Source organism: Flavobacteriales bacterium (assembly GCA_016704485.1).
Taxonomy (GTDB): Bacteria; Bacteroidota; Bacteroidia; order Flavobacteriales_F; family PHOS-HE28; genus PHOS-HE28.
The window spans coordinates 35,251-48,961 of sequence record JADJAA010000002.1 but is presented as its reverse complement, the minus strand read 5'-3'; the positions used below and the strand labels follow the sequence as shown (position 1 = coordinate 48,961).

9 protein-coding genes are annotated in these 13,711 nt (G+C 48.8%); 1 reads left to right on the top strand and 8 read right to left on the bottom strand.

Annotated features, from left to right (window positions below):
- Positions 1-36: 36 nt before the first annotated feature.
- From IPF95_11480 to IPF95_11455, 6 genes are all read right to left on the bottom strand, one after another.
- Positions 37-1,437, bottom strand: coding sequence for a peptidylprolyl isomerase (locus IPF95_11480; GenBank protein ID MBK6475311.1), 1,401 nt, complete (start codon positions 1,435-1,437; stop codon positions 37-39).
- Complete coding sequence (locus IPF95_11475; GenBank protein ID MBK6475310.1) at positions 1,385-2,257, bottom strand: hypothetical protein; 873 nt, start codon at positions 2,255-2,257, stop codon at positions 1,385-1,387. Before IPF95_11475 ends, IPF95_11480 begins: the two co-directional genes overlap by 53 nt.
- Entirely contained in the window at positions 2,254-4,407 is a 2,154-nt protein-coding gene (locus tag IPF95_11470) for a peptidylprolyl isomerase (protein ID MBK6475309.1), read from the bottom strand. Before IPF95_11470 ends, IPF95_11475 begins: the two co-directional genes overlap by 4 nt.
- A 301-nt stretch (positions 4,408-4,708) precedes the next feature.
- On the bottom strand, positions 4,709-6,238 hold the full coding sequence (gene guaB / locus IPF95_11465; protein ID MBK6475308.1) for an IMP dehydrogenase: 1,530 nt from the start codon (positions 6,236-6,238) through the stop codon (positions 4,709-4,711).
- Between the two features lie 73 nt (positions 6,239-6,311).
- Entirely contained in the window at positions 6,312-8,381 is a 2,070-nt protein-coding gene (locus tag IPF95_11460) for a gliding motility-associated C-terminal domain-containing protein (GenBank protein MBK6475307.1), read from the bottom strand.
- Positions 8,382-8,439: 58 nt separating this feature from the next.
- Positions 8,440-9,408 carry a DUF561 domain-containing protein gene (locus tag IPF95_11455; protein MBK6475306.1) on the bottom strand — a complete coding sequence of 323 codons (969 nt, stop codon included), beginning with the start codon at positions 9,406-9,408 and terminating at the stop codon, positions 8,440-8,442.
- Positions 9,409-9,548: 140 nt separating this feature from the next.
- Between IPF95_11455 and IPF95_11450 the strand changes: the two genes are divergently transcribed.
- Positions 9,549-10,499, top strand: a complete 951-nt coding sequence (locus tag IPF95_11450; GenBank protein MBK6475305.1) for a hypothetical protein — start codon at positions 9,549-9,551, stop codon at positions 10,497-10,499.
- Between the two features lie 249 nt (positions 10,500-10,748).
- Here the strand turns inward: IPF95_11450 and asnB are convergent, their stop codons facing one another.
- Both asnB and IPF95_11440 read right to left on the bottom strand, forming a co-directional pair.
- Positions 10,749-12,638: an asparagine synthase (glutamine-hydrolyzing) gene (asnB, locus tag IPF95_11445; GenBank protein ID MBK6475304.1), complete on the bottom strand. Its 1,890-nt coding sequence runs from the start codon at positions 12,636-12,638 to the stop codon at positions 10,749-10,751.
- Positions 12,638-13,573: an NAD-dependent epimerase/dehydratase family protein gene (locus tag IPF95_11440; GenBank protein MBK6475303.1), complete on the bottom strand. Its 936-nt coding sequence runs from the start codon at positions 13,571-13,573 to the stop codon at positions 12,638-12,640. Before IPF95_11440 ends, asnB begins: the two co-directional genes overlap by 1 nt.
- Positions 13,574-13,711 lie beyond the last annotated feature (138 nt).

The following is a 13,711-nucleotide window of genomic DNA, read 5'->3' as shown; positions in this document are numbered from 1 at the left end:
TTGATCGATATAGGTTACAAAAATGAAAATCCATGCTCACTCGTTGGTCATGGCAATGCTCCAACCATGGAGAAACTGACAATTTCGGTAATCATCCGCTAATCGGACGTAGGTGTTACCTACTCTGGTCTTAACCCATTCATCAATAGCCTCGCTGCGCAATTTGCCTTCCGTGGCTTGTTGGATCAATCGGTAATCATCCTTCATATTCGCTCTGTGCGGTTCAGTACGAGCCAATAGTTTCAATACCCGGTATGCTTTGGAGGCATCCTGCTGCACAACAAGTTGAGGTTCACTTATATCCCCTATCCGTAATTTATCCAGAACGAAGAACGTTTGTTGATCCAAGGAGCCAAGATCCCATCTTGCTGAATTCGAATTCGGTTCGATCATCAGGCCGTTGGTCCCTTTGCTTTCCTCGTCATCTGAATGATCGATCGCGGCTTTTTCGAAGTCCAACCGTTCAGCACGGATCTCACTTACCAGACTATCCAACAAGACCCTTGCTCCTTGGAGGTCCTGCGCACCAACTTGTGGTCTCATAAGTACATGCCGCGCGTTGTATTGTTCACCCCTTCTTTCGATCAACTGCATGAAGTGATATCCATATTGGGTCTTGAAGACCTGCGATATCTCACCATCCTTCAAGCTCATTGCAACGGCATCGAATTCAGGGACCATTACGCCTAATGGCACCATACCGAGCTGTCCGCAATCCTTGGCTGATCCTGGATCTTCTGAATAAAGTATGGCGACGGTGCAGAAATCCTTCTCTCCTGCGATGATGGCCTCCCGATACTCATCGATCTTGCGTCTTACCCTGCGTTCCTCTTCCTCATTGGGCTTGGGGACTTTCAGGATCATGGCGTACTCCACCTCCGTATTTATGAATGGTATACTATCGGCGGTAATGTTATTGAAGAATCGTTGCACATCACGCGGTGTAACACGGATATCGCCCGTGACCTTCTGCTGCATGTTCTGGATCAGAAGTTGATCTTCTACCTGGGTTCGGAAATCCGCCTTGATCTCCGTTATGGATTTCCCGTAGAATTCCTCAAGCTTTTCATCTCCGCCGATCTGTTGAGAAAAATACCGGATGCGCCTATCCAACTCGGCGTTGACCTGAGCTTCTTCCACGACAACACTATCTATGCGGGCCTGTTCCAATAGAAGTTTCTCGTACAGCAGATCCTCAAGCTCAACACAGTCAGCACCTTGTTCCAGATCTCCGCCCTGTCGTGCTTGTTCCATTCGTGCAACCAGGTCCGAAGCCAGGATCGGCTTCTGCCCAACTACCGCAATGATCCGATCGATCATAAGGCTTTGTGGCTGAGCGGTCCCTGTTTCGCAGGTACCGAAAACCAAAAGGAGTACGAGCAGTTTAGAATATTTCAACATCTTTCTGTTCAAGCGCTTCGCGATAAAGGTCTTCACGGATCTTCTCAACGAACTGAAGCTTTCGTTGATTGATGATAATGGATCGAATATCCTGCACCACCATATTCAGTGGAGCAACGCTATCCCGGGAACGAAGTTCCAATATATCCATGAAATATGCATCACTTCCATTCTCGATCACCATTTTACCAGGACCTGTAACCAAGTCGCTTAAGCTTGATCGACCTGGAATGACCTCAGTGCCCAATTCTTGGATCGATATCCACTCCGAACTACGGTCGACTATAGGTATACCACGCGAAGCAAGCCATACTTCGTATTCACGAAGTTCTTCATTGTCTTTGCTATTGAATGCTTTCTTCAATCGACCCAATGAACGCTTATCCTCTCCGTGAACCTTCGACCATCTGACCCTGAGCATGCTATCCTTAAGTCCAAAGTCCGCTTCATTCTCCTTCCAATATGCTTCGATCTCCGGATCACTTACCACCGTATCCAATTTTTGGCTTACCAATGCTTCTTCGTACGCATAGATCAAACGGTCCTTTCGATAATCTTCCAATTGAGCTACAAAATCCTTCTGCTCCTCGCCCAGGTTCTGCTCCGCTCTGTGCACCAATACTTGATCCCTGCTCCAATTGGTAATGTATCGCTGAGCTAGTGCAGCACTGTCCATTTCCGTGGAGCTTACCGGTATGACCTGCCTAAGGTCGCTCCAATGTAATTCATTATCGAATGCACGTGCCAGAACTGGATCATTCGTATCATCCGTTCCACAGCTCATAAGTACCAGGACCGAAACAATGATCGTTGTTCGATCCCGCTGTAGTTCAGGATGCCATAAAGAATGACTCACTTTATCGAATAGAGCACGTCCTTTTCAATGACCACGGGGTACTTTGCGCGTAACTCGCTTACCCAGGCCTTTTCCAAGCTATCCTGATAAGCTGCAGTTATCGCTCCGCGTGCTTCGTCCAAGGTCTTCGGAGAAGGTGGTATGATCTTCTTCATATCCACAACTATCACCCTTCCATCCAAAGCTAGATCAGAAGACATCCCTGGCTTGGTAACCTGAGATAAGAAGGGTTTCTGTTCCAATGAATACAGCCCGGTCTCTATGGAGAGCGCCAACGGGTCGTTCTCGTTCAAGGCCTTGGTAAGCTCCGCACCACGCTTTCCTTTTTTATACAACGAACGGAGGCTCTTGGCAACGGCCGCATCCGAACACGTGTAAATATCAACGTCGTAGCGCGTATCCCACATGAACTCATCTGCATGTGAAGTGTGAAATGCTTCCAGACCTGCTGTGTCCTTAACAGCACGACCCCATACCTTTTCATCGGTCAATTCAAAAAGGAGAATGCCATCGCGGTACTCTTTCATGAGCATGCGGAAATCCGTGTACTTCGCTTCGAGATGCTCGTCCTCATATTTCAATACCTGCTCATCCACGAACTCGTCGAACTTGGCGTTAACATATTCCTTTACAGGAATGGATCGCTCACGTCGCTGTTTCTCTTCCAACGAATTGAGGAAGTCCTTCTGCGTGAACGTGCGATCACGGATCACCACCAAGGGTTTCGTAAGCTTCGAGGTAATAGCACGATTATAGGACCAACCTTCAACCATATCCCGCACAACGATCGTGTCTTCCATGGTCTGGGTAAGTTCATCATATTGTCTGCTTCGGCTGGTTACCAGCTTACCATCTTTTATCATACCCGACAATTCACGCTTGTAGGTGAGGCCACCCTTTTTGTAGATGCCTTCCTCCAAGTTCTTACGGATCAGCGTATCATTCAGTGTCTGCCCTTTCATGAAGATGGTAGTATCCACTAATGCATAGATCGGTTTGATATTCTCCTTCTTAACCTGCACCCCGTAATCCTTTTTCAATTTTTCCAAGAAGGCATTTCGCGTGATCTCCGCTCTACTATCCTTACCGATCTTGTTCTTCAGTTCACCCTTTGCTTCATCGAACGTGGGGGGTGCTTTGTATTCCATGCGTTGGATGATATGCCAACCATACCGGGTCTTTACCGGCTCACTGATATCGCCATCCGCTTTAAGAGCGAAAGAAGCATCCTCGAACTCCTCGATCATTTTTCCCGTACCGAACATTGGCAGTTCCCCACCCTTCGTATTGGAACTTTCATCTTCGCTGTACTTAACTGCAGCATCTGCGAAGGAGATCTCACCAGCTCTGATCTGGCGGTTTATCTCAGCGATCCGGTCAGCATCCGTCTTTTGTTTTTCACTTGGATCCTCCTCCGTACTTCTCAACATTATATGGGACACTTTCACCTGACCACGTGCCGGGCGTTTGTCCGAAACCTTAATGATATGGTACCCGAACCGTGTTCGCACCGGATGGCTAACCTGACCTACCTCAGTAGTAAATGCAGCAGTTTCAAAGGGATAGACCATTTGAAGTGCGCTGAAATACCCCAGGTCTCCGCCATTCTTAGCAACACTAGGATCATCTGACCCGCCTTTTGACTTGGCTATGGCTGCAAAATCTTCTCCTTTCACAACGCGTTCACGCAATTCCGAGATCCTTTTCCATGCGACCAGCGTGTCCTCCGGTGTTGCATCAGGCCCAACTGAAACGAGAATATGGCTTGCACGAACTTCTTGCCCCATACGGCCGAAAGCCTCTTGCATGAGTGCTTCGTTCAATTCACGATCGATCAAATACGGTCTGGCCAATTGTTTGCGATATCCTTCAAGTTCGTTGCGGAATTTGGTAACGGTATCCATACCCAATGCCTCTGCTTCGCGAACCTTGAGCTTGTAATTCATGAACAGCTCCAAGTATTCATCCAGCGCTTCCTTGGTCACGCTTGCGTCCTTATTGTTCTTCTTATAGATCGCTTCAAACTCACCGCGCGTAACGGGATTGCCATCAACGGTCATAAGAACCGGATCGGCCACTTCGGTCTGAGCATTAACAGAGATCGTGGCCAGCACGAGCAGGGCCAGAGAATAGAACTTTCGCATCTTCATTGCTATGTGCATGTATAACGTTAATTATTCCACACGTTCGTTATGCTTCCAAATGGCGGAAAGGGTGGCAAATGTAACCGTTATCAACAACGTTGCCGTCAACTTTCGTACCGTTAAAAAGATCCAACGCTAATGCAGATCACCTTATGAGCTGTCCTTGGCTAAGGGAGAAGCATACATGGTCCATGCGGATCCTATGCACGTCAACCGTCCATTCAGAGGACGAACTTGAAGAAATTCGTGCGGCTATTGCCCAAGAAACCCACTGGACATGAACCGTATTCCAGATAGGTCCACGAACTTAAAGGTGACTATAATTCGGCGCCTCCCTTGTAATGAATACGTCATGCGGATGGCTTTCTTTCATGCCAGCATTGGTGATCCGAATGAACCGTGCATTCCTTAACGCCCCCATATTTCCCGCACCACAATAGCCCATTCCCGCTCTTAAACCACCCACCAACTGGTGCACGACTTCTTCCAGTTTGCCCTTGTACGGTACTCGACCACTGATCCCCTCAGGTACGAGTTTCCTAATGTCATCCTCCATATCCTGGAAGTAGCGGTCCTTGCTGCCCTGTTGCATGGCTTCTATCGATCCCATGCCTCGGTATGCCTTGAACCTGCGCCCTTCATAAATAATGGTCTCACCTGGGCTTTCCTCGACGCCAGCGAACATGGACCCAACCATTACAGTGCCGGCTCCGCAAGCAAGCGCCTTCACAATATCCCCAGTGTATCGAATACCACCGTCCGCTATTACCGGAACACCGGTTCCTTCCAACGCTTTAACACAATCCAGAACAGCGGTAAGCTGGGGTACACCAACCCCGGCGATGATCCTTGTGGTGCATATACTACCAGGTCCAATTCCGACCTTAACGGCATCTGCTCCTGCATCAGCAAGCATCAATGCTGCCTCACCGGTTGCGACGTTACCAACGATAATATCCACATCATTGATCTCCGCTTTTATGCTCTTCAGCATTTCAATAACTCCTTTGCTATGCCCATGGGCAGTATCGATCACAAGCGCATCCACTCCGGCATCGCGCAGTGCTTTTGCACGTTCGAGAGAGTCTGATGTTACCCCCATTGCAGCCGCTACGCGCAAGCGGCCGTGTTTATCCTTGCAAGCATTTGGCCGTTGACGGAGTTTCAAAATGTCCTTGTATGTGATCAGGCCCACAAGGGTCCCATTCTTATCCAACACGGGAAGTTTCTCGATCTTGAACTCTTGAAGGATCTCTTCGGCCTGCGCCATTGTGGTATCCGGCTTCGCGGAAATGATGTTCTTGCTGGTCATCACTTCAGCAACAGGCTTGTTCATTTTCTTCTCAAACCGAAGATCACGGTTCGTAACAATTCCGACGAGCTTTTTACTCGCATTGACCACTGGAATACCACCGATTGTGTGTTCCCGCATGAGTTTCAATGCGTCCCCGACCAGCGCATTCTCATCGAGTGTTACCGGATCCATGATCATGCCGCTTTCTGAACGTTTTACGCGTCGTACTTCGGCCGCTTGTTCAGCGATCGTTTGATTCTTATGTACTACACCAATACCTCCTTGTTGAGCTATGGCAATTGCGAGGTCAGCACCCGTAACGGTATCCATCGCAGCTGAAACGATCGGCACATTGAGTGTGATGTTACGCGTGAATTGAGATCGGATATCCACTTCGCGAGGCAACACCTCACTGTATGCTGGTACGAGTAAGACATCATCGTACGTGAGTCCTTCTCCTACGAATTTATCTTCTTGGGAATAGCTTTTAACTGCAACCTTCGGAGAGGTCCGTTCAGACCGGAGTGCCGTGGATCGTTCCATGCACAAAAGTACGGCAAGAAAACGAATTCAAACGTCCTGGGATCCTAGATCCATGGAACAATGGAAGGAGGTCTTACTCTGAAGCAGTAAGCAAGGTTACCGTACCTCTTCGTTCGATGTGACGGCCTGCACCATTCTTGACTGAAAGGTAATAACCATAAACACCGATCGGTGCACATCCGCTCTCGATCCTGCCATCCCAAGGCTCGACCGGATCGTTGGTGGACCAAATGACCATTCCCCAACGGTTGATTATACTTAGCTCGTATTCTTCCACATCAACATAGGACAGTACCGGGAAGAATGTCGGATTATATCCACCGATAACGAATGCGTTCGGGATGTACACCAATTCCTCTTGTATGGCACATGAAGTATTGCTTACGGAAGTACTATCGATACCTGAAGGATTTCCAATTTCACTGGCTACTACAAAGTAGCAGAATTTCCCATCGGTCGCTGTGAGGTCCTGAACCGGATCGGTATATTTCCATGGCAATGAAGGAACAACAGCGAGCACTTCAAATGGCAAATCCTCTACGCTTCTATAGATCGTATAAGAACCAACACTGCCCGCCCAATCCTCATACCCGTTCCAATCCAATTTGTTGGTACCATTCAGGTCCGGTGTTGCCCGCAATAGGATGCTACCTCCTGTGTTGCTTGTAAGTGCCGGCACACCACAACTATCCTGCACCACTACTCTGTAACGATAGCCGCTCAAGGAGGTTTCCACATCGTTATCCGTAATTGTGATCGTCGGTCCTGACGAACCGGGTGCAGTCGCAATACTGAGATATGGCCCACCATCCCTGGAACGCTCGAATCGATACTCACTTACCGTTGCACTCATATCCACACTATCGACTATGGTGATCTGATCCTCACCAGTAACCGTCACTGTTTGGATGTAATTGAACGATGGCGCGTTCGGATAATAAGTAAGGACGCATATTTTATTGCTCAATGAAGTCACTGCACCTGTTCCTCGAATTGCCATGATCACATAACAATAACTACGGTCCGGAGCAACGTCGTGAGCATATCCGGTTTGAGTTGACGGCACTGTCGATAGCACGTTCCACGGCCCGCCATCCACCTGCGCGTAGATCTGATAGGACTCTACTTCCCACCCAATGTATTCTGACCAGGAAAGATCTACCTGGGCTCCGCAAAGATCATATTGTGCGTCCACATGAACGGTACCGTGGGGCGCACGCGTGGCACTCGTATTCGGGCTGGGAGGAACTCCTACTTCACAGGTATCAAAGGCTGCAACCGTAAATGATTCGCTTCCGATATCAGAATTACTATTGAGCCACGTATAGCTGGTATTGTTCTGTCCGTATAATGTATCGATGATCACCCCTCCGGTGGGTGTTACCCACAGTACGATGTATCCGTCCGTATCCGGTTCCGGACTGGGTGCCCAAATAACGGAGGTAAGGCCGGTCAGCGTATCCACGGTCACAGCCGTAAGAATGGGCATTGATGGGGGTGTTGCATCTGCGAAAACGTCGCCGTTAAGGTTGCTGAAAGAGGTACACCCCGTGGCGTCCGAAAGACCAATGCGGAACGTGAGCGAATCTTCACACACGTCCACCACATGCTGGTAACTGAATACAGTGTCCGCTACATTCCCCAATATCGACCACGTTCCAATTGGGTATTCCAACCATACGGAGAATTCATTATCCGCGGTGGGTGCGGTGGCTGGTGCATTCCAGGACAGGTTCGCACTGCCGAGCGGGGTGCTTTGAAAAACTTGCAGAAACAACGTCGCTATGGTATCACTTGGCATGGATACCTCTGGTGGCACCGCATTATTGGTGGTGGTGATGTAGTAGAACTGTGGTCCTACATCGGCCGCAGCCCCAATATGAACGAAGTTACTTTGGCCGATCGCGAAGATGGTGGTAAGCGGAGCGAAGGGACCAGCTACAAGTGCCGAGTGGTAAATGTCGTATTGCTGAAACGCTCCGCCTGGATCGGTGATCGGTGTCCAGGAAATCGTAACGTTCCCGCTCGCATCAACATTAGCGCAATGCACAGCAGGCGGATCCAGAGGTGCCGCAATGAGGACACCTACGATCACGACCTGAATACAGATCGAAAGAACACTACGTATGACCAAACGCCACATTAATTCAGATCAACGTTATATAGACGTCCGAACAGATCACTTTGTTGCCACATTCAGCCTATTGAATGAATGAAAGGTCCGCCATTCCGGTCAAGTTGTTCTTCATCCTATTGAAATCCTTAACGATCTCCTGAACGATCTCTCGCGCTGACAGTACATTTCCGATGCGCCCGGCGACCTGTCCGATCTCCAACTCGCCTTGTTCGAGATCACCTTCGAACATGCCTGCTTTTGCTCTTGCCCGACCCAATAAAGTACGCAACTCCTCGGGCGTTGCACATCTGGCATAGGCCTCTTCGATCTGCTTATAAAAGGAGTTCCGCAATAATCTAACCGGAGTCAACTCCTTCAGTGTCAATTGTGTAGCCCCTTCTCCTGCTGCGACGACCTGTTCCTTGAAACCTATATGCGCCGAAGATTCCTTGGAACAAACAAATCGACTTCCGACCTGGACGCCATCGGCACCCAAGCACATGGCAGCAAGCATAGAACGACCATCTGATATACCACCAGCTGCAATTACAGGTATCTGCACTGCATCGCAGACCATCGGCACCAGCACCAACGTTGTGGTTTCCTCTCGCCCATTGTGGCCACCTGCCTCAAACCCTTCTGCTACAATTGCGTCAACACCAGCTTGCTCAGCTTTAAGGGCGAATTTCGTACTGCTCACAACGTGAACAACTTTCACTCCTTTCTGTTTCAGCTTATTCGTCCAAACCGCTGGATTCCCAGCACTTGTGAAGACAATTGGCACTTCTTCCTCCATGATCACTGCCATATGCTCCTCGATATTCGGATAGAGCAATGGAACATTCACAGCGAATGGGTTGTTCGTAGCGCCCTTGCATTTCCGAATATGTGCTCGAAGTACATCTGGATACATTGAACCGGAACCTATTACACCTAAACCACCTGAATTACTCACGGCTGAGGCCAGCTCCCAGCCTGAACACCAGATCATTCCAGCCTGGACCAGAGGATATTTGATTCCAAAAAGTCGAGGGATCCTATCAAACGTCACCATATCGTGGTCGCAAAGGTATCTGCTCTTGACAAGTTTGAATGGATTCTCCACAATGTTGATATCCTCTCTGTGGAAATTACGTATGCGTAACGGGATCTTTATTAAGTTTGCCCAATTGACCGTAGACCTATTTCTCTGAAATGATCCGTAATCTTACTCGTTCTGTATTTGTTCTCAGTGTTTTCTTCATGGGAACATCGAACGCTAATGCCCAGTATCTCTGGGATGTAGGTCTCCACTTGGGTGGTGCCAATTACCTTGGTGAGATGGGTGGAAAAGACCAACCTCGCAGGGATTTTGTATGGGATATGAAGCTGAACCAGACCCGTTGGGCGATCGGCGGTTTTGCGCGTCGTAAGATCAATCGGTTGATCAGCATCAATGCCGGACTTCTTTATTTCCGTATTCAGGGAAGGGATTCTGAATCCACATATCGCCCTCGTGTGGGTCGTAACTTGAATTTCCGAAATGACATGTTCGAGCTTTATGTTCGTCCAGAGTTCACTTTATTTCAGGACAATGACCTTGGTGGAAGCGGACGCTACAAGACGGATTTCCGTTTGTTCGGATATGTAGGTCTAGCTGCTTACTATAGCAACCCTAAAGGACAGTTGAACGGTGAGGGTGAGTCCTATGCACTGAAACCTCTGGAAACGGAAAATGTGGCTTATTCCAATATCGGCATAAGTATTCCTGCAGGTATCGGAATGCACCTAACATTCAAGCGTAGGCATCGGATCGGTTATGATTTCGGCTGGCGTACGACTTTCAGCGATTATTTGGATGATGCAAGTACTGTTTATGCGGACCCCGCTGATCTTAGCAGCCCATTGGCCATTGATCTCGCCAACCAATCCATGTCCCAAGCAGAATACGACGCGCTTCCGGAATCGGTTCAGCCTGATTACGTGAATCCGAAAAATTATGGTCCTGGAGCACAGCGTGGAGATGCGTCCCATAATGATAGTTATTTGACAATGACCTTGACCTACAGTTACGTCTTGCGTGGTCAATCCAACTTCTACCGCCAACGGTATAACTGGATCCGCGGTAACAAGCGTGTAGGACGCAAATCCCGCGCTAAGTTCTAGATCAGTAGGGTTCAACATTTTTTTGAAGGGGGAGGCTTTTCAGCCTCCTTTTTCTTTTTTGCATTGGTTGCTGAACAGCAAATGGCGTGAGCATGCCAGCAGTGTGCACAGGCTCCAATTGTATTGCGACATGAAATTCGTGTGCTTGATGGGTAAGACAATGCCCGCTCGCAGTGTCTTATACCATTTTGTCATACAAAATCATCCGACCTACTCGCTCTTTGGATGCCTTTGTATGACTAAATGGTATTATTCCTCGATACCGTGCCGCTGCAACCAATCCTGCAGAACGACCAAGGACCAGAGCCTAGACCAATTGACGCGTGGATCATTGGCTAAGAATTGATCCCACAACTCCAGAACCGCTCCTTTCCTGAACATACTTCGTTGGCCCAATTTTTCCAGACGCTCGGTACAGAACGCACGCAGGTCGTTCCGCATCCACACTTCCCAAGGCATTACAAATCCCATTTTGGGTCTGTTCACCACTTCATCAGGTAGCAGATCGGCTAGGGCTTTTGTAAGCAACTGTTTCGGCGTGTGTGGGTATTTCAATTCATCCGGTACACCTAATGCGAATTCGATCAATTCATGATCCAGGAAAGGTACACGAACTTCAAGGGCATGCGCCATGGACATCTGATCCGTATCACGCAGCAACACATGCTGCAAGTACGTTCCGATCTCTCCAAGTGATACTTGGCTGAGCAATGGTAGCCCAGCTCCCCCATCGCGATGAATGACTTCATCCATGTAACGAGCAACACTGCTTTTTGGAAGTTCAGCAATGACCAAGAGCCGGCTCAGGTCCTGATCAGAAAAAGTAAGCCGTGATACCGGGTAGGTATCTTGAACTGAAAAGCTATCTGCACGCAGAAGCTCACCGAATTTCTTGGAGGTTATCCCCGGTTTTAGTTGCATCATCATCGACGCCGCTCCCTTTCGAAGAATCTTCGGCAGGGCCATTAAATAGCGCTTTTCGTACATCGCCAAACTGCGTTTGAATACCGGATATCCAGCGAACACTTCATCGCCTCCGGTGCCACTCAGTGCCATGCTGACCCCCGCTTCTTTGGTAACCTTGGAAACCACATAGGTGTTGGGACCGTCTGCACTTGGATGGTCCATTGCCGCTAGGGCATCGGGTAGCATGCGCAACATCTCCGTAGGCAGAAGTCGTATTGCCGTATGCTTCGTATTGAACCGATCGGCGACTATGCGCGCAAACCGCTCCTCACTGAATTCCTCTTCATCAAAAACAACCGAGAACGTATGAACGGGCGTGCTACTGGCCTGCGCCATAAGTCCCACGATAGCGCTTGAATCGATGCCACCGGAGAGAAATGCACCAAAAGGCACATCCGCAACGAGCCGACGTTCTATAGCAACGGACAAGCGTTGCTTTACTTCTTTATACACAGCCTCCGGAGCCATATGGGCCGCTTCTTTCGAAGTTGAAGCAACAAGGTCATACCAGCGTTCCTGTTGTATCCCTTTGCTTGAGATAAGCATCCAGTGGCCTGCTTGAAGCATGCGCACACCTGCAATAATGGTAGAAGGAGCTTGAACCGTCTGATACCGGAGATGGTCCACGAGTGCATTGCGATCCAGCTTACGCGGTACAAGGCCAGATGCTAGTACCGACCTTATCTCCGAAGCGAAGATGAAATGTCCATTGGCATTGTAGTAGTAGAGCGGTTTTATGCCCATCCGGTCCCGTGCAATGAAAAGATCGGAAGTGGTATTATCCCAAATGGCGAATGCGAACATTCCCTGTAGACGATCAAGACATTTCGTACCCCATTCTGCGTACGCTGCCAGCAACACTTCCGTATCCGACCCCGTTCGGAAACTATATGGGTGCTCAGCATTTTCCAATACCGACCGCAGTTCACGGTAATTGTAGATCTCTCCGTTGAAAATAATGGTATAGCGACCGTCCGTACTATGGAACGGTTGGTTCGATGCTTCAGAAAGGTCGATGATGCTGAGACGGCGATGCCCGAGAATTGCATTTGATGTGCGATGGATGCCGGTCGCATCCGGCCCACGGTGCGCGATGGCATCCGTCATCCGACCAACAACTTCCTCAGCCTTATCAAGCCCCACAATACCGTAGATCCCGGCTATCCCGCACATTATGCTTTCACGGGCATGCTTTTCAGGATCTTCTCCAGGCCCTGTCTAAGCGGTAGTAGATCATGTCCGAGAAGTGCACGCATGCGTGTGTTATCCGGCATACGACGTGTCATATCACCTTCTTCCAAAGCAGGTAAATGAACGATCCTGGAACTACTTCCTGTAACGTCAATTACCAATTCCGCCAATGCTTTGATCGTGAATTCCTTATCGGAACCGATGTTGATGACGTCATTCATCACTTCCTTGTTCCGGTAGGCGTTCAAGCACGCTTCGGTATTGTCATCGATGAAGCAGAACGTGCGTGTTTGATCACCTTCACCATAGATCGTAATATCCTCACCTGCCTTCGCTGCGCGCAGGAATTTCGCAACAACGAAATCCGGGCTTTGATGAGGGCCATAGGTGTTGAAGAAGCGAAAGATTGTATAATCCAATCCGTATTCACGGTGGTAGGATCTGAGGAATGCTTCTCCGATGTTCTTCACGATCGCATAAGGCAATTTAGAATTGAGCGGCGTTGTCCGTTCATTCTGCGGTATCTCCACAGGCTCTCCATAGACCTCACTCGAAGATGAGTAGAATACGCGCTCCACACCCGTGTTCTTGCTGAGATCCAATATGTTCCGGATACCATCGATATCGCGCAGCACCATTACCGGATTGTCCGTGGTCCTTTTTACACCAACAACAGCGGCGTAGTGAAAAACGGTCTGAAAACGATAGGCATAGAAAACGCTACTAACGTCCTCAAAATGATTCACATCACATTTGATGAAATGTAAATTTGGTATGCCCTTGTGTGGCAATTTTCGCACATCACCCGTTAGTAGGTTATCGACCACGACGACCTCATTAGTTGGATCCACGGCCAATTTCAACGCTAGATCACTCGCTACGAAGCCGGCGCCACCAGTTACTAGAATACGTGCCATGTATTGCTTTTATAAGGTTGTAAAACTATTGAACAGGGAATGAATGGTTCAATTGGCAGTGTTTGATCGAGAATACCGATCCCACTGACCAGTATCCATTGAGATGAGAGATCCGATAACTACCCCATTTCACGGCGA

Coding starts and splice junctions, on each gene's coding strand:
- IPF95_11470 (MBK6475309.1), bottom strand. CDS start 4,407: ATGAAGATGCGAAAGTTCTATTCTCTGGCCCTGCTCGTGCTGGCCACG.
- guaB (MBK6475308.1), bottom strand. CDS start 6,238: ATGGAACGATCCACGGCACTCCGGTCTGAACGGACCTCTCCGAAGGTT.
- IPF95_11460 (MBK6475307.1), bottom strand. CDS start 8,381: ATGTGGCGTTTGGTCATACGTAGTGTTCTTTCGATCTGTATTCAGGTC.
- IPF95_11455 (MBK6475306.1), bottom strand. CDS start 9,408: ATGGTGACGTTTGATAGGATCCCTCGACTTTTTGGAATCAAATATCCT.
- IPF95_11450 (MBK6475305.1), top strand. CDS start 9,549: ATGATCCGTAATCTTACTCGTTCTGTATTTGTTCTCAGTGTTTTCTTC.
- asnB (MBK6475304.1), bottom strand. CDS start 12,638: ATGTGCGGGATAGCCGGGATCTACGGTATTGTGGGGCTTGATAAGGCT.
- IPF95_11440 (MBK6475303.1), bottom strand. CDS start 13,573: ATGGCACGTATTCTAGTAACTGGTGGCGCCGGCTTCGTAGCGAGTGAT.